The 24425-nt window shown below is 56.2% G+C and carries 15 protein-coding genes; 7 read left to right on the plus strand and 8 right to left on the minus strand.

The genetic code is table 11. The annotated features are described in order from the left end of the window. Window positions 1–236 precede the first annotated feature (236 nt). On the minus strand, window positions 237–746 hold the full coding sequence (apcB, locus tag HNI00_RS05665; protein WP_316791456.1) for an allophycocyanin subunit beta: 510 nt from the start codon (window positions 744–746) through the stop codon (window positions 237–239). A 784-nt stretch (window positions 747–1530) separates the two neighbouring features. Between apcB and glnA the strand changes: the two genes are divergently transcribed. Continuing rightward, entirely contained in the window at window positions 1531–2949 is a 1419-nt protein-coding gene (gene glnA, locus HNI00_RS05670; RefSeq protein WP_316791458.1) for a type I glutamate--ammonia ligase, read from the plus strand. Window positions 2950–3250: 301 nt separating this feature from the next. On the opposite strand, the gene HNI00_RS05675 is transcribed toward glnA, so the two are convergent. Next, on the minus strand, window positions 3251–5866 hold the full coding sequence (locus HNI00_RS05675) for a GAF domain-containing protein (protein ID WP_316791460.1): 2616 nt from the start codon (window positions 5864–5866) through the stop codon (window positions 3251–3253). Between the two features lie 1195 nt (window positions 5867–7061). On the opposite strand from HNI00_RS05675, the gene gvpA reads away from it, so the two are divergent. The 4 genes from gvpA (at window position 7062) to HNI00_RS05695 (ending at window position 10699) form a co-directional block, all read left to right on the plus strand. Beyond that, window positions 7062–7280 carry a gas vesicle structural protein GvpA gene (gene gvpA / locus HNI00_RS05680; protein ID WP_068510916.1) on the plus strand — a complete coding sequence of 73 codons (219 nt, stop codon included), beginning with the start codon at window positions 7062–7064 and terminating at the stop codon, window positions 7278–7280. A gap of 147 nt (window positions 7281–7427) precedes the next feature. Beyond that, the gene (locus HNI00_RS05685) at window positions 7428–8681 is read left to right on the plus strand and encodes a coiled-coil domain-containing protein (protein WP_316791463.1); all 1254 of its coding nucleotides are present in this window, start codon (window positions 7428–7430) and stop codon (window positions 8679–8681) included. An 80-nt stretch (window positions 8682–8761) separates the two neighbouring features. Then, on the plus strand, window positions 8762–10048 hold the full coding sequence (gene gvpN / locus HNI00_RS05690) for a gas vesicle protein GvpN (RefSeq protein ID WP_316791465.1): 1287 nt from the start codon (window positions 8762–8764) through the stop codon (window positions 10046–10048). Between the two features lie 315 nt (window positions 10049–10363). Then, window positions 10364–10699 (plus strand): gas vesicle protein, encoded by a 336-nt coding sequence (locus HNI00_RS05695; protein ID WP_277773020.1) that lies wholly within the window; start codon window positions 10364–10366, stop codon window positions 10697–10699. 52 nt (window positions 10700–10751) lie between these two features. Here the strand turns inward: HNI00_RS05695 and msrP are convergent, their stop codons facing one another. The 3 genes from msrP to HNI00_RS05710 all read right to left on the minus strand — a co-directional run bounded on the left by msrP (window position 10752) and on the right by HNI00_RS05710 (window position 12755). Beyond that, the gene (gene msrP / locus HNI00_RS05700; protein ID WP_316791471.1) at window positions 10752–11732 is read right to left on the minus strand and encodes a protein-methionine-sulfoxide reductase catalytic subunit MsrP; all 981 of its coding nucleotides are present in this window, start codon (window positions 11730–11732) and stop codon (window positions 10752–10754) included. Between the two features lie 139 nt (window positions 11733–11871). Further along, window positions 11872–12222 (minus strand): hypothetical protein, encoded by a 351-nt coding sequence (locus tag HNI00_RS05705; protein WP_316791473.1) that lies wholly within the window; start codon window positions 12220–12222, stop codon window positions 11872–11874. Window positions 12223–12578: 356 nt separating this feature from the next. Further along, entirely contained in the window at window positions 12579–12755 is a 177-nt protein-coding gene (locus HNI00_RS05710; RefSeq protein WP_316791475.1) for a hypothetical protein, read from the minus strand. A 12-nt stretch (window positions 12756–12767) separates the two neighbouring features. Here HNI00_RS05710 and HNI00_RS05715 point away from each other — a divergent pair, with 12 nt between their 5' ends. Beyond that, window positions 12768–14456 carry a hypothetical protein gene (locus HNI00_RS05715; protein WP_316791477.1) on the plus strand — a complete coding sequence of 563 codons (1689 nt, stop codon included), beginning with the start codon at window positions 12768–12770 and terminating at the stop codon, window positions 14454–14456. A 227-nt stretch (window positions 14457–14683) separates the two neighbouring features. Here the strand turns inward: HNI00_RS05715 and HNI00_RS05720 are convergent, their stop codons facing one another. Both HNI00_RS05720 and HNI00_RS05725 read right to left on the minus strand, forming a co-directional pair. Continuing rightward, window positions 14684–18661, minus strand: a complete 3978-nt coding sequence (locus tag HNI00_RS05720) for a magnesium chelatase subunit H (protein ID WP_316791479.1) — start codon at window positions 18659–18661, stop codon at window positions 14684–14686. 645 nt (window positions 18662–19306) lie between these two features. After that, window positions 19307–20902 (minus strand): glycosyltransferase family 39 protein, encoded by a 1596-nt coding sequence (locus HNI00_RS05725; protein ID WP_316791481.1) that lies wholly within the window; start codon window positions 20900–20902, stop codon window positions 19307–19309. 189 nt (window positions 20903–21091) lie between these two features. Here HNI00_RS05725 and groL point away from each other — a divergent pair, with 189 nt between their 5' ends. Continuing rightward, window positions 21092–22744: a chaperonin GroEL gene (gene groL / locus HNI00_RS05730; RefSeq protein WP_316791483.1), complete on the plus strand. Its 1653-nt coding sequence runs from the start codon at window positions 21092–21094 to the stop codon at window positions 22742–22744. Between the two features lie 457 nt (window positions 22745–23201). Here the strand turns inward: groL and HNI00_RS05735 are convergent, their stop codons facing one another. Then, a complete protein-coding gene (locus HNI00_RS05735) occupies window positions 23202–24365 on the minus strand; it encodes a GuaB3 family IMP dehydrogenase-related protein (protein ID WP_316791485.1) in 1164 nt (387 codons plus the stop codon). Window positions 24366–24425: the final 60 nt, after the last annotated feature.

Here is a 24425-nt window from a genome sequence, read left to right on the forward strand (position 1 = left end):
CGCCCTCTCTCAAACAAATTGCCCTCCCTCAAACAAACAGCAAAACAGCAGCAAAAAGCGGAATGAAGCAACGCCTCACCCCGCTCAATAGTCAATAACTTTTAGTCGATAGCTTTGATCAACCACTCCGCGATCAACCACTCCGCTCAATCATTCTATCCACATGCTCTATCGACAGAACCCAAAAACCTGTGGATAAAGCTCAAAAGTAGATAAAGCCCCAAAAAACAAAACCCTTAGAGGCTGGTTTCGCTCAGTTCGCGGATCATGTAATCAAAGGGCTGATCTAGGAAACCTGTGTCGGTAATGCCGGCCTCAGCAACCTGCGCTGCCACCGTTTCTTTGAGAAGCTGAATCCCGCGCACCGTCGGCCCAATCGGCACACCCAGGGAGTTATAGGTTTCCCTCAGTCCCTCCAGCACCCGCTCATCCAGCAGGTTTGTATCGCCGGCCACCAGCGCATAGCTGGCATAGCGAAGATAGTAGTCCATGTCGCGCAGGCAAGCCGCATAGCGGCGCGTTGTGTAGGCGTTGCCGCCGGGGCGAATCAGTTCAGGCACCTCTTCAAACAAGCGCGACCCAGCCTGCCTGACGATACCCGCAGCATTTGAATTAATCACAGCCGCCGCTTGCACTCGGGAAACCCCGGTGCTGAAGTAGGACTTCAGCGTGTCTAGCGCATCGCGATCGAGGTAGCGGCCTTTCAGATCGTAGTTTTCAATCAGGCTTGTGACAGCGTCCCGCATGAAACAAAATCTCCCAACACGACCAAAATCCAGGTTTTTGCCAACACAGAATGCAACGCTTTGAAACAGACCAAAGCTGTAGCACAGCCATGATTCAGGAGCCTGAAACAAGCGCTAAAACAGCACTCAAGATGCCCCTGCTCAGGCTGAAACGCGCTTTGGCTATGGCGTTTCAAAACGTGCTTATTAAATTGCTTATGGTAAAGTCTATCACGCAAGATTGGGCCCTATTTCGCCCTACTGCTCTGGATAGTCTGGGTTTGCAATTAAGTTTTGTATCGCTATTTTGTATCACCCTTCGGATCATCCGCTGTCTCAAGCTTCGGGTCTAAGAAGACTCCAATTCAGGACTTTATCGCAGGGGCAATCTGTTCCAATCCGTTCCAATCTGTTCCAAATCGTACAAAGCTGATTTCCAGGGTTAAGCCCCGCTTTTGTTGCCTATTATACAAAAACCGCCTACGCCTCTCCTTAGGATGATTCAGGTGTAATCAAGGCCTGGACTCTAACACCTCTGACTGCTGATAAACTCCTGCTGTTGATCAGCATTAGAGATGTACAACTCCATTTATTGAAGACTGCATTTTGTATGACGCTGCTCTGAGTGTTGAGTGTAGTCTAGGCGGCACTTCTAGCTAGAACTGGCTAGAGGATATAGGCCGCTGAGGGATTCTTCTCCCTTATGCCCAGGCAAGCAGGTGTCAGGCGCTTGGCGATCGCACACCAGTCTCACTGCTAAACAACATCCGAGTCAAGATGGCTCAAATCACTGAAGGAGTAGTTCATGACGACCCCGCAAGAAGTCTTAAGCCTAATCAAAGACCAGGGCATTAAGCTGATTGACCTCAAGTTTATCGACCTGCCTGGCATTTGGCAGCACTTGACCGTATACGAGAACCAGATCGACGAAAGCAGCTTTACCGATGGGGTCGCCTTCGACGGTTCCAGCATCCGGGGTTGGAAGGCGATCAACGAGTCGGACATGAGCATGGTGCTCGATCCCAACACCGCATGGATCGACCCCTTCATGGCAGAGCCAACGCTGAGCGTCATTTGCAGCATCAAGGAGCCTCGCACAGGCGAACCCTATTCTCGTTGCCCCCGCGTGATTGCTCAAAAAGCGATTGACTATCTGGCTTCCACGGGCATTGGCGACACTGCCTTCTTTGGCCCAGAGGCAGAGTTCTTTATTTTCGATGATGTGCGCTTCGACCAGAACCAGCACGAAGGCTACTACTACGTAGACTCGATCGAAGGCCGCTGGAACTCCGGCCGCAAGGAGGAGGGCGGCAACCTGGGCTACAAGCCCCGCTACAAGGAAGGCTACTTCCCCGTTGCGCCCACCGACACCTCGCAGGACATGCGGAGCGAAATGCTGCTGACCATGGCCAAGTGCGGCGTGCCCATCGAAAAACATCACCACGAAGTGGCGACAGGCGGACAGTGCGAACTGGGCATTCGCTTTGACACCTTGGTTCAGTCGGCCGACAACCTGATGATTTACAAGTACGTCATCAAGAACGTCGCTCGGAAGTATGGCAAGACCGTCACCTTCATGCCCAAGCCCGTGTTTAACGACAACGGCTCTGGGATGCACACCCACCAGTCCATCTGGAAGGACGGGCAACCCTTGTTTGCGGGCGACGGCTATGCGGGGCTGAGCCAGATGGCACTGTGGTACATCGGCGGTATTCTGAAGCACGCTCCAGCGCTGCTAGCCTTCACCAACCCGACGACAAACTCCTACAAGCGTCTGGTGCCCGGTTTCGAGGCTCCGGTGAACCTGGCCTACTCCCAGGGCAACCGTTCCGCGTCGGTGCGGATTCCGCTGTCGGGTTCCAATCCGAAGGCGAAGCGTCTGGAGTTCCGCTGCCCCGACGCGACCTCTAACCCCTACCTTGCCTTTGCAGCCATGCTCTGCGCGGGCATCGACGGCATCAAGAACCAGATCGATCCGGGTGAACCGCTGGATGTGGACATCTACGACCTCAGCCCGGAAGAACTGGCGAAGATTCCTTCGACCCCTGGCTCGCTGGAAGATGCGCTGGAGTGCTTAGAGAAAGACCACGAGTTCCTGACGGTGGGTGGTGTCTTCACCGAAGACCTGATCAACACCTGGATTCAGTACAAGCTGGACAACGAGGTGAACCCGATGCGTCTGCGTCCGCACCCCTACGAGTTCTCGCTCTACTACGATTGCTAGTATGGAGCTTTAGATCGTGGGGCTTTAGACAGCAGGAGCCGTGGTCAGAAGCAGCTTGTGGTTTGGGTTGGCTGCATTTTGGTTGCTCTTGATGTTTTGAGCCAATGAGTCCAAGACTTACACACTTGCGATAAGCTCTCTGGGTTGTGGATAATTTCTCGCGGACGCAGCCCGCGAGAAATTATCCAACTGCGTAAGTCCTAGATTCAATAAAGCGCTGCGTAACCATCGGGGTTATGCAGCGCTTCTATTTTTTCTGCCCTTCAGATTTTTTGCCCTTTGGAGACTTCATCCCTCACTTTCACTTTGTGGTCATGGTGTGAACGCCGTCCCAGTTGTCGGCAGGTGGGGTGAGCAGAAACTCGCGGGCCCGCTCTAGATGAACCTGAACAGCGCGATCGCCCGGCTTAATGTCCTGTGCCCGTTCAAAGTGCTGCAACGCTTCATAAAACCGCAGATGGTTGTAAGCGGTGCGTCCGGCGGCGTAGTGGTTCAAAAAGGCAGCGGTTTCTGGGGGAAGGGGGTGCGTGCGATCGCCAATTAGCTCGTAGATATTGATTGGGATCGTCTTGCCCTTGACGCGAATACGGTCGAGTTCCCGCACCCACACCTGATCGCGGCAGAGCTTGTAGGTATACTCGCTGAGGATAATGTCGCAGCCGTATTCTTTGGTCACGCCTTCGAGGCGGGCGCTAATGTCTACGCCATCGCCAATCACGGTATAGTCCATCCGCTTTTGGGAGCCGATATTGCCGGAAACCACTTCGCCAGAGCTAATGCCGATGCCAATGCGGATGATGGGCTGGTTTGCCAGACGGCGGTGTTCGTTAAACTCCTTCAGCCGTCGCCGCATGTCCAGCGCCGATTGCACTGCCATCCAGGGGTGATTAGGCAGCGGCAGGGGCGCACCAAACACGGCCATCAGCGCGTCGCCAATGAACTTGTCCAGTGTTCCCTCGTAGGTAAACACCGCCTCCACCATCGTCTCAAAATAGTCGTTGAGCAGCGTCACCACGTCCGCCGCTTCCATCTTTTCGGTGAGCGAGGTGTAGCCGCGAATGTCGGAAAACAGAATCGTCACGTCCTTGCGTTCGCCCACCATCAGCGCATCGTCGCCCAGCGCCATGACTCGTTCCGCCACGCCCGGTGTCATGTAGCGATACATGGTGGCCTTCATCCGCTTTTCCTGGCTAATGTCTTCTAACACCACCAGTCCCCCCAGCACCTTGCCATCGGGATTGGTGAGTGGGTTCACCGTCAGGTTGACGCTGTGTTCGATGGGGCGGATCGAGGGCACCACGCCGAGTCCTGCGGCCGCGGGTGTGAGCGGAGTGGCGGGATCGTTCCACAGTAGGTACTGGTCTGGGGTTTGGCGATCGCCCACCACTAGGGCATGGGTGAGACCCGGTGGCAGCGAAAGTGCGGGAGAAACCGTCGGGTCAAGCGGCGAATCCTCAGGGAGTTCCAATAGCCCCACTTCCAGGCTTTGTTCGGGGACATAGTGGCGAGCGCCGCACTGCAAGCTGTCTTTTAGGCGCAATTGCAGATTGTCGATGGGAATCACCTCCCACACCGGCCGATGTAGCAACTGCTCGCGCCACAGGTCAGCCTGACCACTGGCATCGCCTGTCGAGCATCCCAATAGCGCCAGCGCCGCGTCGTTAATGGTCACAACATTGCCCTGCAAGTCCGTGGAAATTACCGCGTCGGACAGGCTTTGCAGGATGTCTTTCTGATATTGCTTTTCCAGCAGCACCCGCTCAAACAGTTGGGCATTTTCTAGCGCGATGCCGGCCTGGGTGTTGAAGGCCTGCATGAATTCTTCATCGGAGCGGGTAAAACTGCCCTGGTATTTGTTGATAAGCTGCGTTACGCCGATCAGCTTTCCTGCGGAGTTGAACACAGGCATCGAGAGGATGGTGCGGGTCTTGTACCCGGTCTGGCGATCGGTGGTGGGGTCAAAGCGCGGGTCTTCGTAGGCATTCTCAACATTGACGACCTGCCCGGTGCTGGCAACAAAGCCGACGATGCCCCGGTTCATGGGAATGCGAATTTCGAGCAGTTGCTTGCGGTCGGCAGTGGGCACTTTGGACCATAGCTCGTGGCGATCGCGATCGAGCAGAAACAGCGTGCTGCGGTCGGCCCGCATGAGCTTACGGGCTTCGTCCATCACTGCCTGGAGGGTTTTTTCCAGATCCAGGCTTTGGGCCAGCAGCGTGGTGGCGTTCAGCAGGGCCGTTGCGCCGCGCTGGTTGCGGGCCGCCATGTAGAACGAGTTGCAGCTTTCCAGAATTACCCCTATTGAGTAAGCAAAGTTGCGAAAGTGGGCTTCGTCCTGCGGGTCGAAGGGCTGAGTGCCTCGCTTATTCAGCAGTTGGGCGATCGCCACTACCTGATCCTGCGTGTCGAAAATCGGCATACACAGAATATTGCGCGTGCGATAGCCCGTCTGCCGATCGATGCTGGGGTTGAACAGCGGATGCTGGTAAGCATCGGAAATATTCAGACTCTTGCCCGTGGTGGCAACATAGCCTGCGATGCCCTCGTTCAGCGGCAGGCGGATTTCGATCGTGCGATCGCCCTCTGAGTTCCCCTGGAAACAGTCGCCCTGAGCCACCTTCGACCAGAGTTGCGCCTTCTCTACGTCCACCAGAAAAATCGTGGTGCGCTCCGCCTGCAACACCTGCCCCACCTTCAAGGTGATCGCTTCTAGGACTTGTTCCAGCAGCGTTTCGAGGGCATCGTTGTTAATCAGGGCGATCGCCCGCAGATAGTACTGAAACTCTTGCGTGAGCTGCTGGAGCAGTTGGGTAAACTGGTCGTCCGACAGAGATTCGACGTGGCGCGTCAGGTCAGGTTGAATAAGGCGGGCCAGCAGACTATCAGAAGGGGAGACAGATGAGGAGAAATCCGCCATAGACTTCAATGCTTAGGGGCAACGCATTTGTAAAAGCCGTTATAAAAGCCGTCTGGGAAAGCCACCCTGGGCAACGTGGCTCAGGGTCTCCCTTAGGACTGGTCAGATATGGATCAAATAAACGGTAAACGCATGAGATGCCCCTTTTTCAGCCTAACCGATCCCCTTGCAGATTGCAGGTGGGCGATACCCACAGATGCTTGCCCCCAAAGGGATTGCATCAGGAATGGCACCTTTTGTCAGCAAATCGGCAAACTTGGTCTGAAAGGGTGCATCCTGCTTCTGTAACCCTCACCCTAAACTCCCGCTCCCACAGCGAGAGAGGGCCCCACAGCGGGAGAGGGACTTCCAATCCGGCTCCCTTTCTCCCGTTTTAGGAGAAGGGGCTGGGGGATGAGGGCAAACTTGCAGAACTGGTATACACCCGAAGAGGCTGGAGGATAAGGGCACACTCAGTCCGGCAATGTTCGGTGGAGTGTAGCGACTCGACTTGCGATCGCAGCTTTTTTCATTTTGTAATTACGTCCGGCGAAAATGACGTTTTATAAATCCTTGATTCCGTAATCATACGGAGCCATTTCAGAGTCTTTCAGACAGAAATAGCCGAACGAAAAAATGTCTGAATATCGTATTTCTTAATGAAAAGCGATTGTATTTTTGCTTATTCAAGCTCTTTTTTATTCCTATCCCAACGCTGCATTTAGGACATTAATTCTGACCGAGCCAACCATTGAAAAGAATCGATGTTTCAGTCCAGAGAGGAACCTTTAAAACAAAGCTTCATATTTAATGGGCAGCCCGCAGAAATGCTGGAATCGAACCGTTGAAGGACATTGAGCCACTTTGGCGATCGCCCTTTCCTGATATTTTGCGATCGCTTGTTAGTCATGAACATTGGCTGGGAACGATAGAACCATCTCGACCTAGTGCAAGGCTGCAAGCTATTCAGCTCCTGCGCTGGGTTAGAAATTCTGTCTGATGAAGGGTCTTCCGGAGTCACTTCGATTGGGCTGGAGCAGGACTTTGCCGCATCAAAAACGCGGACTGAAAATCCAAACACTTTCCGCAATTTTGCTGGGAGCGTTTCAATTTTCACTCTCTATGCTGTACGAAGAAACCGATGCCTCCGTCCCGCTTTTGGGGAAAACAGGCAGATTCAATTCTCATCCACTCAAGTATCTGTAGGTGACTAATCATGGCAGTTGAAAAAGTGAATTCTTCCTCTAGCTTGGCAGAAGTGGTCGATCGCATCCTGGACAAAGGGATCGTGGTTGATGCTTGGGTTCGCGTGTCTTTGGTGGGTATCGAACTGCTGGCCGTCGAAGCCCGCGTGGTGATCGCCTCCGTCGAAACCTACCTGAAGTACGCCGAAGCCGTGGGTCTGACCACCCAAGCCGCCGTCCCCGCTGCCTAGAGGCTGATCTGCGTCCCTGCTGGGTGTGTCTATTCCAACTCCTGTGGCAGGCAAGTTCGCTAAGGCTTGCGCTCCCACCCAGCAGGAGATGTTTGGGGAGTCTTGTGGCTCCCCGCTTCTCTTTCCGCATCACTTGGAGGTTATCTTGTGGTTGCTCTGAAAGACCAATGGGAGGCCGAGAGGCAGCAGCGCCAACAAGCGGTTGAGCATCTGCTGGACACCTTTCGCCACCTGCGTCAGACCGTTTCTGCCCAACTTCGTCGCGATCGCGCTGAGTTTCACCAACAGCTTCAGCAGGTGACTCAGGCCCAGCTTGCCGACCTCGCTCAGCAGCGCCAGCTTCAGGCTGCGGAGCAAATGGCACAGTTGGCTGCGTTTCGACAGCAGTTGCAGACGCAAACCGCTCAATTTCTCGACATTACCGCCGCAGAGCGATCGCTCTTGTCGCAACAGATTTTCCAAGAGCTAGACCAGTTTCATCACGAACTCCGCGAATCGGTTGCTGCGCTGCGGGCCAGCTATCAGCAAGACTTGGGCGCACTGGCGACAGATGTGGCCATGCTGCGAGCCGAAGCGCGGGCAGACTTGCAGTCAATGCACGCTGAGCGGGTAGCAACATTGACCGAATTTGTCGAAACCTTGCAAGCGGATGTGCAGCAATATTTGGGTGATCTGTCGCAGGAGCGTCAGGAGCGGGCCCAGGACGTGCAAGCCTTGCTGAACGAAAGCCGCGCCAAGCGTCGATCCGAATCCGCAGACCTGATGCAGCGGTTGGGCATATTTCGGGCTGAGCTGCGCCAGTTTCGGGCCCAGTTGCACCAGCAAGTTTGGGGCAAATCCGCCGCCGCAACTTCCGCAGCCCCAGCCGCATCGGCCGCCTCTGCAAAGCCCGCTGCCAAAGCGATTCCCCCGGTAACGCCTGCTGCGGCAACGCCTGCGCCCGCCCCGACCGCGAAAGCATCTGCCGCCCGCCCGCGCACGGTGGCTCGCCTCAAATCGTCGCCTGCCAAGTCAGCTAAACCACCTGCGAGTAGACCGCCCGCCCGTGGTTTCAAGCCCTCGGCAGTCCCCGTGGCCGAACCCGTCGCCTCCGTCGCGCTTGACAGTCAGCCTGCCGTGCCAGCGCCCGTGCCAGCGCCCATGCCAGCGCCCGTGCCAGCGGTGACGGTTACGCCCGCTGCGCCTACCCGCAACGGGAGCCAGCCCGCCGCTAAGGATGCAGTTTCTCTGGAACAGGCCACCTATGACTATGTGAAGTCGTCCAACGGGGCCAAGCTGACGGACATTGAATCTGCCCTCGGCATGAACCGATTCCAGGCTGTCGATACGCTGCGATCGCTGATCAAGCAAGGGCTGATCGTGCAGCGCGATCGCCTCTACCTGGCGCAAGAGCAAGCCTGACTCCCAACCCCTCAGCAAGCCCGTTCAGCAAGCCCGTTTCATAGCCCTTTTCATATTTTCATATCAGAGGAAAACCAGCCGTGACTACCGTTCTTCGTGCCAGCCCCCGCCGATTTGTCAGTACGCCCGCAGTCGAACGGGTCGCCACTCGCGCCCTGCGCTATTTGCAGTCGGGCTTTTCTGTTCATCTGCGCGGCCCGGCGGGCACGGGCAAGACGACCCTGGCGCTGCACTTGGCAGACATGATTGCGCGACCGATCATGCTGCTGTTTGGCGACGATGAGTTCAAAACCTCTGACCTGATTGGCAACCAGTCTGGCTATACCCGCAAAAAAGTCGTGGACAACTTCATCCACAGCGTGGTGAAGGTAGAAGACGAACTGCGGCAGAACTGGGTGGATGCCCGCCTGACGCTGGCCTGCCGGGAAGGATTTACGCTGGTCTATGACGAGTTCAACCGATCGCGCCCAGAGGTCAACAACGTGCTGCTGTCGGCGCTGGAGGAAAAGCTGCTGGTGCTGCCGCCTAGCCACAACCGCACGGAATACATCCGTGTGCATCCCCAGTTTCGCGCCATTTTTACCTCAAACCCAGAGGAGTATTGCGGCGTTCACGCGACGCAGGATGCGCTGCTGGATCGCCTAGTGACGATCAACATGCCAGAGCCGGATGAATTGACGCAGCAGGAAATCGCGGTGCAGAAAACGGGCATCGATCGCGAAAGCGCCAGCATCATCGTGCAACTGGTGCGGATGTTTCGTACCAAGACGGGCGCAGAAACCTCGTCGGGGCTGCGGTCTTGCCTGATTTTGGCGAAGATTTGCCAAGAGCATGAAATTATTGCCACGCCAGAAAACGCGGAGTTTCGCGACATTTGTCAGGACGTGCTGCTGTCTCGCGCGGGGCGATCGCTCTCCGAAGCTACCCAAATCCTCTGGGATACTTTCAACGAAATGATTCGGTTGAATACGGATGCTGCCCGATCCTCTGTCGATCTGCGCGTCACTGAGGTTGAGCCAGACTCCCAACCCACTCCCCAGCCAGCCCCGCAAGCGGCGATCGCCCCCCAGCCCGAAGCCCAAGTCCGGCTGCCGCTCAACACCCTGCCCCTCTCCTCCACTGACGCTGCGGCAGACGAACCCGAAGAAGAGCCTGAGCCTCCTGCGGTTCCCTACGAGCGCGACATCTTCGAGTATCTCCAGCGCCATCCCGACGTGCGCCCCTCGGAAATCGAAACCGCCCTCGGCATCACCCGCTTCCAGACCATCAACGCCCTCAACGCCCTGCGCGACAAGGGTCTAGTCACCAATCGAGGCGGTGCTGGCCGGGCTAATACCTATCGCGTCTGTGAGGGAGAACGTGCTTAGCTCAGAGTTTGGGTCAGGAATTGCACCGTTGGATCAATCCCCCTTGGAGGATGTTTGAAAAGTCCTACTGTTTGTAGCAAAGCGTGCAAGATCCCCCTAAATCTCTCTTAACAAGGGGGACCTTAAGGCGGTTTCCCCCCTTGTTAAGGGGGGCTAGGGGGATCTCTGAGTGCTTAACATTACAGGCGATACCTTTTCAAACACCCTCTTAATGCTCCCTGAATGCTCCCTGAATCACTCCCTGAATACGGGAGACTGTCGATCCAAACCTGACCCCTTGCCGACGCTTGCCCCTTTCCCTTCCAACCCCCAACTATGCCCTACTCAACTGCTCAACCAACCCGCCCCGTTCCCACTGTTACCCAAGGCTCGACGCTGGCAGACGTGCTAGAGCGCGTGCTGGACAAAGGCATCGTGATTGCAGGCGACATCTCAGTTTCCGTGGGTTCTACGGAACTGCTCAGCATTCGCATTCGCCTGCTGATTTCCTCGGTGGATAAGGCAAAGGAAATTGGCATCAACTGGTGGGAGAGCGATCCGTTCCTCAGCAGCCAGTCGCAAAAACTGCTGGAAACAAATCAGCAGCTCGAAGCCCGGATTGCGAGCTTGGAGTCTGAACTGCGATCGCTCCGCTCTGCCAGCGCAGTCTAATCCAGTGAGTGGAAGCCATCCTCCTAGAACTTGCCAGCGTTTTCGCTAGGGGCTAGGCGTAGAGATCAGCCACAAACTCGCCATAGCCGTTGTAGAGCAGCGTCGGCACTTCTTCCCAGGAATACTGATTGCCAGGGCCGATTAGCCGCTCTTTGGCCTGCGACCAGCGGGGATGGGGTACGTCTGGCTCCACGTTCGCTTCAAACTTGTATTCGTTGGGGCTGAGGGTGTTCCAGTACGTGGCGGGCTGCGTGTCCAAAAACTCGATTTTGACGAGGGATTTTGCACCCTTGAAGCCATATTTCCACGGGATGACCATGCGGATGGGTGCGCCGTGCTGCTTGGGCAGCGTGTGTCCGTAGATGCCGACAGCAAAGAAGGCGAGGTCGTTGGCCATTTCCTCGATCCGCAGCCCTTCGGTGTAGGGAAAGGGCAGAAAGCGGGCGGGCGGAAAGCTGGGGCCTTTGGTTACGGCAGGGTCGAAATAGGACGTAAAGCGGACAAATTTTGCCGAAGATTTGGGGTCTACGTCTTGCAGCAGGGCGTTCATGGGAAAGCCAAGCCACGGGACGACCATCGCCCAGGCTTCGACGCAGCGAAATCGGTAGATGCGTTCTTCCAGGGGAAAGCGGGTGAGCAGGTCGTCTAGGTCATAGGTTTTGGGATTGTTGACCTGACCCGTGACTTCTAGCGTCCAGGGATCGGTGGGCAGGGCCTGAGCGGCTTGCCAGATTGCTTTGGAACTGCCGAACTCGTAGAAGTTGTTGTAGGTGGCGGCCAGCACTTCGCCTGTGACGGGGCGGCCTGCATCTTGAAAGGCGGGATTGGCGATCGCCCTCAGTGGCTTTGTACCCGTCAGTTCCTCTGCAATAGGAGCCTTGGCCGTTTGGCAGCCCGCCAGCGGCAGGGTCGCCATTGCAAGGCCGCCGCCGATCATCGTTTTCAGAAATCGTCGTCGGTTCAGAAACACCGATTCAGCCGTCACTGCGTTTTCGGACAGCCGCCAAGTGGGGGGCACATGCAGAAATGCCATAGGATCGTGCTAGAAAAACCAGATTCAGACTGTGTTCAGAAAGCTGAGTAGACTTAACAGTTCTTAACCTGTCTGTATTTTGGCATGAATCGGGGTTTTGATATGAATCGGGGTTTGGGTTGAATCTGGAGGATTGCAGCTACTCCGGCTCGAAGGGCGATCGCCCGTTGAACGAGGGCGGTACATAGTTGGGGCGGGCTAGAGTTTCCGCTAATTCATCCAGCAGTTGAGCGATCGCCCGATCGTCGCGGGCCAGGCTGCTGCGGAGGTTGATCCACAAACTGCACGACCGCTGGTTTGCCGTCACCACGACCGCCTCGCGCTGGGCAAGACGGCAGGCAAAGTGATAAAGCCGCGATCGCTGCTGAGCATCGACCGTTTGCAGGCGGTAGTACAACTCGCTGCGATAGTACATCCCGTCTTGAATGCTGTCCTTAAACCAAAACTTGAACGGAAAGAAATTTCCTTCATCAATAACTGGCGGCAACACGGCGACACTCGCTCTCAAGCATTCTGTATAGGGCGTTATATGAGGACGAGCCTAGTGACACCCCATCCCTAGTATGGGCAGATTTCCGAAAAAACTCTCAAAAAACCATAGCTCTAGAAGCGCTGCTTGGCCGAAGTTTGAGATTTGCCCCTAGAGGTTTACGCAGTCTTCATATATCCGTCAGGAACATTTGAAAAAAGTTTGTGGTCATGGCAAACAAATAGCGGCGACGGCCGTATGCACCCGGTGCAAGCAATAGACAGAGACAGTTCCAGTGATTTTTTGGGAAGTCTGACTCTGTGCTGTGCTGGGGTGCCGCCTGCTGGTGCATCCGCTATTTCTAGCCGTTGAGGATTTTAGCAGCGCGTCTGGCTGCCTCCCAGCTCTGAGCTAACAGGCTGGTCGAGCATAGCCCCGCGCAACAGGGAATCTCCTAGCGCTCGCGATCGCCCTTTGTCCTGCCAGTCGGTTTCTCGATTGCAAGATGGCGATCGCCGGGCCAATTCCGTTCGTTCACCTTTACTAAATTCCAAAGGAATTTCACGATGACGAAACCAGTCAAGCCTCATCTCTCGCTACCCGCACTGGCGCTAACTCGCGGATCTGCCCGCAGGCTGGCGATCGCCCTACTGTCGGCCATGCTGATGGTAAGCGGGCACGCCCCCTTGCTGCACGCCCAAACCCGTTCCGATGCCCCAGTGCGCGTGAGCCAGCGCCAGCAGGGATGGGAGGCAGCCCTGACGGTTGCTCGCGTGTTGGACAGCCGCCAGGATCTGGCAGGGATTGTTTTGCAGCTAGACGTGCTGGACAAGCCCGTGACCACCTACGCCAACGTGGTGTATCAAATCTTTGCGCGGGTCAACGGCCGCTGGCAGCAGGTCTACACCACGCGAGGCGCACGGCTGATTGCTAGCCCCAGCGGCCGGCTGACCCTGCCGCCAGAGTTCATCCGCTGGAGCGATTTGCAGGCTCAGCTTGGGCGATCGGTCAACCTGAACACGCTGGAATTCCGCTCCATTGCGCGAGTCAGCTACGACGTGCAAAGCCGCCGCAACCAGCAGGTTTCCTGGGAATCGACCCAGACCTACGCCTCGCTGCCCCAGACGACTGTAGCCCAAGTGGAAAGCGGTCAGGTCGTGATTGTCCGCGAGACGGTGATTACCGAAACCGTTAACGACCGCGGCCCGGGCCGCCCCCGCCCTACGCCGCCGAGCCGCCGCCCAGACCCACGGGAAGCTAGAGGTCCGCGCCCCCGTCCTACACCGGGTCATGGTCGTCGTCATGAGCATGGCAACTTTAGTTTGGCGATTTTGCAATCTCAGGTCACGTATCCAGAGGTGATTGCGCGGCTGTCGGTGAAGTCGAGAACGCGGCGCGGCTATCGGGAGGAGCGGCTGCTAGGGGATTTCCGCTATCGCATGAACCAGCGGGCCCAGTTTATGCGCGGGCTGCGGCGGGGCGATCGCGTCGTGGTGCGCCTCTACACGCCGCAAAACCAGTTCATTGGCTATAGCGAGTTTGAACTGCTGTCGGATTTTACAGCCGTCAGCTTGGTGCTGCCGAGCCAGCGGTCAGACGTGCGGATTGTGCGGACAGTCTATGGAATTGATGGCGATCGCAACGGGTCTATCGACCGGGGCGCAACGGTGTATGACTACTTTACGCGCATCAGCAGCAGCCGCTACGAGGAAAGCCGCGTCACCTTCTTGCCCAGCACCCAGGGAATCGACACGCGCTTGTTTGCAGTGCGCGGGCTGCCCAACCCGCCTGTGACCTGCACCTACACTAGCTCGTTCCAAACGGGCAACTTCTCCTTGGTCAGCCGCACCATTTCCGTATTTCGCTCGGCGCTGGCTCCTGCTCTCATCTCTTTTCCAGGCAGCAGCTTTAGGGTTGTTGATGTCAGCACCACAACGGTTTACGAAGTGGCCCAACTGATCCGCGAATACGAGCGCATCGGTACGTCGAGCGGTTCCATCGTGCTGATTGGCTCCGATGGCAACTATAGCTACTGTAGTGCTGCCTGCGACGACGATGACGATGATGATGACTGGAGCTATGGCTGGGACGACGATGATGATGACGACGACGATGATGACGATCGTCGGGGTCGTCGCCGCAGCAATTGCAATCAGGGCATTGGCAATGGGCCAGAGGGCTGCGACCCTGGAAACTCGCGTCCTCGCGGCGGCAGCAATGATGAAGGGGGTCGCCGCCCCGGCCGCCGTCGTTAGGCTGTAGCCTTAACCGAGGAAAAAGGGCGATCGCGCTTGGTCTACCTGGTCTAGATTGGCTGGTTTAGGCGGGGCGATCGCTCCGTTCAAGCAAAATCCCCTGCTTCTGGCATCGTTCCAAGAGGCAGGGGATTTCTAGGTTACGTCGTATCTAGGTTACGCCGCATTTATGTGCGGCATTTATATAACGCCTACATAACGCCGCAAGCGAAGCGCCGGAGAACGGACTACTCAATCCCTTCAATCCGGTCTTCTACTTCCTGATAAAGCTGGCGCAGGCGCTCTAGGTTTTCTTCGCTGGTTTCCCAATAGCCGCGACCGTTGACCTCCAGCAGCGTGCCGACGATCTTGCGGAAGGAGTTGGGGTTCAGGTTTAGCAGGCGCTTCTGCATTTCCTCGTCTTGGATAAACGTGGTGTTCACGTCTTCGTAGACCCAGTTATCCACTGCGCCCGCCGTTGCCGACCATCCCATCGTGTTCACGAGTCGCTTCGACAGTTCCCGCACGCCCTCATAGCCGTGGGACAGCATTCCCTCGTACCACTTGGGATTCAGCAGCTTGGTGCGGGCATCCAGCCGGACGGTTTCCGACAGGGTTCGCACCTGAGCGTTGGCCGTGGTGGTGTCGGCAATGTAGGCGGCGGGCTGCTTACCGTCTTTCCGCAGACGAGACACGACCTTTGTCGGGTCCGAGTCGAAGTAGTGGGACACGTCCGTCAGCGAGATTTCCGAAGAATCCAGATTTTGGAACGTCACATCTACCGTCTTCAGCGCGGTTTCAAAAATCTGGCGCGAATCGTCCATCACGCCCGGATTGTCGGAATTGAACGAGAAGCCCTTGCGCGACAGGTACATATCCTGAAGCTCGGCCTCGCTTTCCCAGGTGCTATTTTCCACCGCCAGATTCACGTTGGAGGAATAGGAACCGGATGCGTTGGAGAACACGCGAGTTGCAGCCTGACGCACGTCTACGCCCAACTCTTTGGCCTGCTCGATGGCGTGCTTACGCACGTAGTTCATCTCGACTGGTTCATCCGCTTCGGCCGCCATTTTAATCGCGCGATCCAGCAGATTCATCTGGTTGATGAACAGGTCACGGAACACGCCAGAGCAGTTCACCACCACGTCTACACGGGGGCGGCCCAGTTCCTCCAGCGGAATCAGTTCCAGCTTGTTCACCCGGCCCAGCGCATCGGGAACCGGACGCACGCCCACCAGCAGCATCACCTGGGCCAGCGATTCGCCATAGGTCTTGATGTTGTCTGTGCCCCAGAGAACAAAGGCGATGGTTTCAGGATAAGTGCCTGTCTCCGCTTTTTGCCGGGCCAAAAGGCGATCGACCACAATCTGGGCCGACTGCACCGCCGCCAGGGTGGGAATCGACTGCGGATCGAGGGCGTGGATGTTTTTACCGGTAGGCAGCACATCGGGGTTGCGAATCGGGTCGCCGCCGGGGCCAGGCAGGACGTACTCGCCCTCCAGCGCTTGCAGCAGTGCGCCCAGTTCGTTGTCCGCCACGACCTGCTTCAGGCAGAATTCCAGATATTCAAACAGCGGCTTGATATCGTCGGCGTTGACCTTGGGATAGCCCGCCTCTGCCAGCGCTTCGATCCAGGGTTCTTTCTTACCCAAGTTAAAGAAGTTGAGCTTGGTGACGAGAGACACGCGCCCATCCGCGTCGATTTGCTCCTGCACCATTGCAGCGACGGCTTTGCGAACCGCCTGGGTGATGTCGTAGAGCAACTGCACGTCGGTCAAAACGCCGCGATCGCTCCCTTTGTACACCTCGTCGATATCGCGCCCCAAGCTCTCGGCGATAATCCGCTGGAGACTCTTAATACCGTCTTCGGGGCGATCGAGTCCTGCGATGTTGACCAGCGTGGCGATCGCCTCTTCTGCGGTCGGGGGCTTGCCGATGACGTGCAGACCGCAGGGCAACAGGCGCGACTCAATCTCCATGAGCTTGATGTAGACCTTGCCGATCAGCGTGTCGCGGTCTTCTGCCGACAGGTCGCCAGCGTCGCCATCCGGCAACACGATGTCCTTATCTAGATTGACCTGGCGACACTTCTCCACCACTGCGTTGACGATGGATGCGCCGCGTCCCGAATCCTTCAGGGTTTGGTAAGACGCGATCAGTTCGCTGAGTTCCTTCAGTCCTTTATATAGCCCCGCATTCTCCGCTGGCGGAGTCAGGTAGCTGATGGTTTCGGCATAGCCGCGACGCTTGGCAATCGTCGCCTCCGACGGATTATTCGCCGCGTAGTAATAGAGGTTGGGAATCGTGCCAATCAGGCTGTCGGGATAGCACTCGTTGGACATGCCCATTTGCTTACCGGGCATGAATTCCAGCGACCCGTGGGTGCCAAAGTGCAGCACCGCGTCGGCTTTCCAGATTTTCTCCAGGTAGGTGTAGTAGGCAGCGAAGCCGTGGTGCGGGCTGGCAGAACGGGAGAACAGCAGCCGCATGGGGTCGCCCTCATAGCCGAAGGTGGGCTGCACGCCGATAAACACATTGCCAAAGGACTTGCCAAACACCAGCAGGTTTTGACCGTCGGTGTTCAGGTGGCCAGGCGGCGGCCCCCAGCTTGCTTCCAGACGAGTGGAATAGGGCGTGAGCTGCTCGTATTCCTGAACCGACATGCGGTAGGCAATGTTGAGTTCGGGACTGGCGTATTGTGCCTGGGCATCGTGAATCACCGCCTGCATCAGCGCTTCGGCAGACTCCGGCAGTTCCTCAACGTCATAGCCGTTGGTCTTCAGCGCCTTCATCACTTCATAGATAGAGCCGAATACGTCCAGATAAGCTGCCGTGCCAACGTTGCCCTTGTCCGGCGGGAAGCTAAACACAGTGATGGCGACCCGCTTTTGCAGACGGGGCTTGCGGCGCAGGTTTGCCCACTTCATGGCTCGCTGGGCGATCGCCTCGATCCGGTCTTGCAGGGCGATCGCCTTACCCGTTGCGCCATCGCGACCCGATACAATAATCGGCTCGATTGCGCCGTCCAGTTCAGGAATTGCAATTTGCAGCGCTACCTGGATGGGATGCAGCCCCAGGTCGCTGTCTTGCCATTCTTCCGTCGTCTGGAACACCAGCGGCAGCGCCACCATGTAGGGACGATTCAGCCGCTTCAGCGAGTCAATTGCTTTGGGGTGATCCTGCCGCGCCGGGCCGCCCACCAGCGCAAAGCCTGTCAGCGATACCACCACGTCCACAATGGGCTGCTTCGTCAGCGGGTCATAGAAGTAGCTGTCCACAGGTTTTGAGAAGTCCAACCCGCCCGCAAACACAGAAATTACCCGTGCGCCCATGCTTTCGAGTTCCTGCACCATGGCCACATAGTGCGCGTCGTCGCCCGTCACCAGGTGCGTCCGTTGCAGCACCAGCCCCACTGTCGGCGCGAGGGGATCTTTCATATCTGCGCCAATGTCTCGCCGAGAGCCATGCCAGTTGAGGTATTCTTTGAGGTCCTCAAACATCTGAGGTGCGAGCGGGTGCCAAATGCCCATGTCGGGATAGGTGACCGGATCGCGATATTGCAGCGTCGCAGATTTCAGCGCCTGCACGTCGCAATAGCGGTCGATTAGCATCAGCAGGAAGTTTTCCAGATTTTCGGACGAGCCGCCCAGCCAGTATTGAAAGCTGAGCATAAAGTTCCGGGCATCCTGCGCCTTGTCCATCGGCAGATACTTCAGCACCTTGGGCAGGGTGTTTAGCAGCTTCAGCATCGCGTCTTCAAAGCCTGCGCCCTGCTTCTGGCGGCGCTTCTTCATAAATTCGCCGATGACGCTTTTGGACTGCCCCAGTTGCGACATGGAGAAGCTGCCCAGCTTGTTTAGCCGCATTACTTGGGGCATGGAGGGGAAGACGATGGCGGCATCGAGGCGATCGCGCACGGGCTGTACCGCAGCCACCACCTTTTCTGCTAGCTCCTCAATGAAAATCAGCGAGCCGATAAAGATATTCGCTTCTGAAACGTCTTTTTGCAGGGCTTCGTAGTTCTCAGTGCTACGTAACTCTTCTAGCAAGTAGCCGCTAATCTCGATTGCCACGTCGGGATTGCTCTCATTAATCGAACGCACCGCCGCAGACAGGGCGCTTTGATATTGCGGCTCTAGCACGACATAGACCACCTTGATCAGCGCACGCCCGTTGAGATTGTCGGGAACAATGTGTCTGACCGTGGGCTTGACGTGAGTGAACATGCAGGTCGGCTCCTCTCAAACAGGTTTTGCAATCAGCTTTGGCTATGGGCGGAACAGGGTAGGCTCCGAAACTCTGGACAACATAGAACAGCAGACAGCAGTATTAGGCTGCCGCAGTGGGCCAGGAGAGCGCTAAACCGTGACCGCTTAAAAAGTGTTACATCTGTCGTTTTACCAGAAAACGCTTGTCAAATGGAGGCTTCACGCTGCAAGTGATACAAATTGATAAACAAGCTGAGATATTTATTTACGAGCGATAGCATCAAAAAAAGTATTTACTCACTGTTTTGCAAATAAATGTAAAACAATTTGCTGATGCATCCAATAGGAAAAACTTATAAATTGCAAATACATTGCAAACCCCGCAGGTTTTTTTGATCACGAATCGAGTCAGGTTTAAGCCGGACGTAATCACCCTTAACGTCCAAAGCCGCATTTTCTAGTTTTCTAAACATGCGATCGCCCCGCTTGGTTGATCGGATTTACCCAAATCCAAAAACACCAACCGAAGACCTAAAACGGGTTTGACAGCAAAAATAAATTTCAAAAATCGGTTTCTTTGCTGATAGCGAATCTATCAATCCTTCGGACTAGAGTTCAGGATTCTAATCTTTGATTTTTTGGGTAAAAACTTGATAAAAACTTTCACTGCTCGACTTTCCAAAGATACCAACCCACTTCACTTAAAGGCTTTCCGAGAGATTGTTGGATCTGATTTCGCTCGGCTTCTGGCATGTGGAACACGAAGACATCGGAGCCATCAGGAAACTGCTCTGGTGGTACGTTTGCTTCGGCTTCGTGGTTTAGCAAGTAGAACTGGACGGTCTCGTTTGTGCGATAGCTGAGGGCGATTAGATTACCGATATTGATCCCAAAGTCATCGCTAATCACGATGGGTTGATTTGCCTCATTCAGCGTTTGGGCGATCGCCGGAATGTGGTAGCTAATCCCCTTATTCCACCAGGTTTCTGCCTGGGAGCTAATGACATTAGACAGGAAGCCCAGGAAGAATAGCGAAAGGGCGATCGCCTGCCAGAATTTGCGATTTTTTGCCCCAAAAACCTCAATTTTCATCGTTAGAAGATAGCCCACTGCTAGGTGCAATCCTAGAAAACTGGGCACAAGATATCGCCCGACAATCGATCGCTGTCCGCCCAAAATTAGATCCGGCAGCGCCAAAATCAACACAGGAATCAGAGCCAGGGTCCACACAAAGGTCCAAACATGGCGCGGCGCATTTCGCTGGATAAATAGCAGCGCAAATATTTCCAAAATCAGCAGCGGAATACAGAGCCACCAGAGCGCAAAGGTGTCAGGATTCCAGTCAAAGTCCATGAAGATGCGGCTGAAGTTGAGCGCCGATGCTTTCACCATCACCCACAGCGGCAGCGATTCTCTTGCCCATCCCGTGGTGTTGCTTAAAACGTCACGATATTTCACTAGGAAATAGAGCCAGGGCGCAAAGGCGGCGATCGCCACACACGACCATCCCAGGTATGCGGTGCCAGCACGAGTCATGCGCCATTTTTCCCACTTGCGTGAGATACCGCCATTCAGCAGCACGTATACGCCGTGGGCAATGCCTACCAAACCCGTGAACAAAAACGTGTAGAGTCCTGCTGTGAGGCTCAGCGCATAGAGCGCCCAGTGGGGCCAGGTGCCCAGCCGCAGCGCCCGCAGCAGCAGCGCACTGGAGGTCAGGATTAGCGCCGCCCACAGGCTGTATTCTCGCGATTCTTGGGCATAGAGGACATGGTAGGGCGAGATGGCCAGCAGGCCGACCGTCATCAGGGCGATCGCCGGAGCCTGAAATAGCTCCATGCAGAGCCAGTAGGCGCAGACCAGCATCAGTAATCCAAAGACAACCGCCAGACTCCGCAGCGCCAGCACCGAATCGCCAAATAGCTGCACCCAAAATCGCCCAAGAATGTAGTACAGGGGCGGATGCTGGGGGTCTTCCTGTCCCAAGGAAGTTAACAGTTGCCCCAAGCCGCGCTCTGGGCGAAACCGCTGAAAGGCTTGCAGCTCATCGCGGCTGACGATGCGCCCGGTGAAGAGCTGCTCGACGACCTCCGAGCGCCGCTGGGCGGTCATTTCCATTGAGGTATACACTTCGTCGTGCCAATACACCTTTTTGTCAATGTTGACGACGCGGAAGAGAAGCCCCAGCATCAGCGCCACTAGCACTAGGGTCAGCAGTCTGGGGGTGAGGGCGGTAGGGCGGATGGCGCGACGGTTCACAGGCAATCTCCTCCCGATCAATCCGAAGATGCATGAATGCAAACGGCAAGCTATCTAGCATAGCAAAGCTGGTTATTGGTTACCGTCTGGCCAGAGAAGGATTGCAATGGGCGATCGCCGCTAGAGATTTAGCAATCTCCTCCATTAGAGTGCTAAATTCTGGAAGGAGCGCTTAACGAAAACAAAGGTATGTCTAAGATCATTGTGTTTGAGGAAGAGTCTCGGCAGGCGCTAGAGCGCGGCGTGAATGCGATCGCCAATGCGGTGCGCGTGACGCTCGGGCCGAAGGGACGCAACGTGCTGCTGGAGAAAAAGTTTGGTGCGCCGCAGATTGTCAACGACGGCATCACGATTGCCAAAGAGATCGAGCTAGAAGATCCGCTAGAAAACACGGGGGCGCAGTTGATTCGTGAAGTTGCCTCCAAAACAAAAGATTTGGCGGGTGATGGCACGACCACTGCCACGGTGCTGGCCCAGGCCATCATCCACGAGGGGCTGAAGAATGTGGCGGCTGGGACGAACCCCATCAGTCTGCGTCGCGGCATTGAAAAAGCAGTGGCCAAACTGGTGGATGAAATCGAAGCCGTCGCCAAGCCGATTGAAGGAAATGCGATCGCCCAAGTGGCCACGGTTTCCGCAGGGAGTGATGAAGAGGTTGGCGCAATCATTGCCGAAGCCGTTGAGAAAGTCGGCCGCGATGGCGTGATCACCGTGGAGGAATCCAAGTCTCTGACCACAGAACTGGAAGTTGTGGAAGGGATGCAGTTCGATCGCGGCTACATCTCGCCCTACTTTGTCACCGATGCGGAGCGGATGATCTGCGAGATGGAGAATGTTGCGATTCTAATCACCACGCAGAAAATTGGCTCGATTGGTGAACTGGTGCCCGTTCTGGAGAAGATTGCCCGGGCCGGACAGCCGCTGCTGATCATCGCTGAAGATATCGAAGGCGAAGCTCTGGCAACGCTGGTGGTCAACCGTCTGCGAGGCGTGCTGAACGTGGTTGCGGTGAAGGCTCCGAGCTTTGGCGATCGCCGCAAAGCCGTGCTGCAAGATATTGCCGTGCTGACGGGCGGCCAGATGATTGCGGAGGAAATTGGCCTCAGCCTGGACACCGCCACGCTGGAAATGCTGGGCAACGCCCGCAAGGTCACCATTACGAAAGACACCACCACACTGGTTGCCGAAGCCCCCGATAAGGTGGCTCTGGACAAGCGCATTGCTCAAATCCGCAAGGAGCTTAGCGAAACGGATTCAGAATACGACTCCGAGAAACTGCAAGAGCGCCTGGCCAAGCTGACGGGCGGTGTGGCCGTGATTAAGGTCGGCGCAGCCACCGAGACGGAACTGAAGGACAAAAAGCTGCGGATCGAAGACGCACTGAACGCGACGAAAGCCGCGCTGGCGGAAGGCATTGTGCCCGGTGGCGGTTCCACGCTGCTGCACCTGAGCAAAAAGCTGGCCGACTTCAAAGATACGCTCTCGGCAGAGGAGCAAATCGGAGCCAACATCATCATGAAAGCGCTGGAAGCCCCGCTGCGCCAGATTGCCGACAATGCCGGAGTCGAAGGCTCGGTCGTGGTGGAACGAGTGCGAGCGATGGAGTTTGGCAAGGGCTACAACGCGCTCACCGATTCCTATGAAGACCTAATCGCGGCAGGGATTCTCGATCCGGCGAAGGTCGTGCGCTCTGGCTTGCAGGATGCGGCCTCGGTGGCGGCAATGGTGCTGACGACGGAAGCACTGGTGGTCGAAAAGCCTGAACCTGCGGCTCCCGCTCCCGGCGGCGACATGGGCGGCATGGGCGGTATGGGCGGTATGGGCGGCATGGGCATGATGTAGAAGGTAACAATCCTGAGATTGCCTGAGATTGGGTACTAAAACCCTGCCATACTGCAAAAAATCTCTGCTTGATTCAATTCGACTCAGGCAGAGATTTTAAGTTTTGATGGAGTGTGGAACAGGTTGCTCTCAGTAATGTCTCTGAAAGTAGCGTCTCTGAAAGTACTATCTCTGAACGTTTCTGAAAGAGGGCGATCGCCCTCAGTGCAAGTTCAACAAGTTCAAATAGTCTTAAAAATCGCCCAAAGTTCTCTCAAAATAAGGGAAAAACCTGCAATAAGAACCGCCTGAACACGGATGCCCAGGCGGAGTGTGGTGTGAGGAGTGAACGGAAACATGCGTCTCCGCTACACCTATTGTAAAGGACTGGACTGGAGGATATGGGGCGATCGCCCCATCTAGGGGAAAAATTTATCAGATTGTTACTTGACGAATAGGTTTATCTACCCATCTAGGCTTATTTACCCATGCCAAGCTGTTGAGCCTTTTGATAGACCTTGCCCTCTGTAAGCAGCGACGGCGCGATAATCACCTCGACCTGCTGCATCTCCCGAATGTCCTTTGCACCCAGCGTGCCCATGCTGGTTTGCAGCGCACCCAAAAAATTGTGTGTACCGTCATCCAGCTTGGCCGGCCCGCGCAAAATCTCGCGCAGCGTCCCCGTCGTCCCCACGCGAATGCGGGTTCCGCGAGGCAGCACAGGACTGGGCGTTGCCATGCCCCAGTGATAGCCACGACCGGGCGCTTCGGCCGCACGAGCGAAGGGCGACCCAATCATTACGCCATCTGCACCACAGGCGATGCACTTGCAGATATCGCCGCCCGTAATCAGACCCCCATCCGCAATGATTGGCACGTAGTTTCCGGTTTCACGATGATAGTCGTCGCGGGCAGCCGCGCAGTCGGCGATCGCCGTCGCCTGGGGCACACCCACCCCCAACACCCCACGAGAGGTACAGGCTGCGCCCGGCCCAATGCCCACTAGCACGCCCGATGCGCCCGCTTTCATCAAATTCAGCGCCACGTCGTAGGTCACGCAATTTCCCAAAATCACCGGAATCGGCATTTCCTGACAAAAGTCCGCCAAATCTAGCGGCGTGATCGACTCCGGCGACAGATGCGCCGTTGATACCACCGTCGCCTGCACGAAAAACAGGTCTGCGCCGGCCTTGGCCACGGTCTGCCCAAACCGAGACGCACCCGCCGGAGTCGCGCTCACCGCCGCAATCCCACCCTGCTGCTTAATTTCCTGAATCCGCCGCTCAATTAGCGCTGGTTTAATCGGCTCTGCGTATAGCTCCTGCATCAGCGGCACAAACTCGTGCTTTTCCACCGATGCAATTCGATCTAGGACGGCATTTGGATCATCGTAGCGCGTCTGCACGCCCTCCAGGTTCAACACGCCCAGCGCGCCCAGTTCGCTCAGCGCTACCGCCATCCGCACATCCACTACCCCGTCCATTGCGCTGGCAATAATCGGAATTTCCCGCTCAATGCCGCCGATTGTCCAGCGGGTATCGGCGAGAGATGGGTCGAGCGTGCGCGAACCTGGAACCAGTGCAATTTCGTCGATACCGTAGGCTCTGCGGGCAGATTTACCCTTACCAATTTGGATGTCCACTATTCACCCTCTGCTTGACCCAACATCGAGGCTGAAATCGGTAGTCACTACAACTCCAAA

This window comes from Thermoleptolyngbya oregonensis NK1-22, assembly GCF_032705245.1.
Classification (GTDB): Bacteria; Cyanobacteriota; Cyanobacteriia; order Elainellales; family Elainellaceae; genus Thermoleptolyngbya; species Thermoleptolyngbya sichuanensis.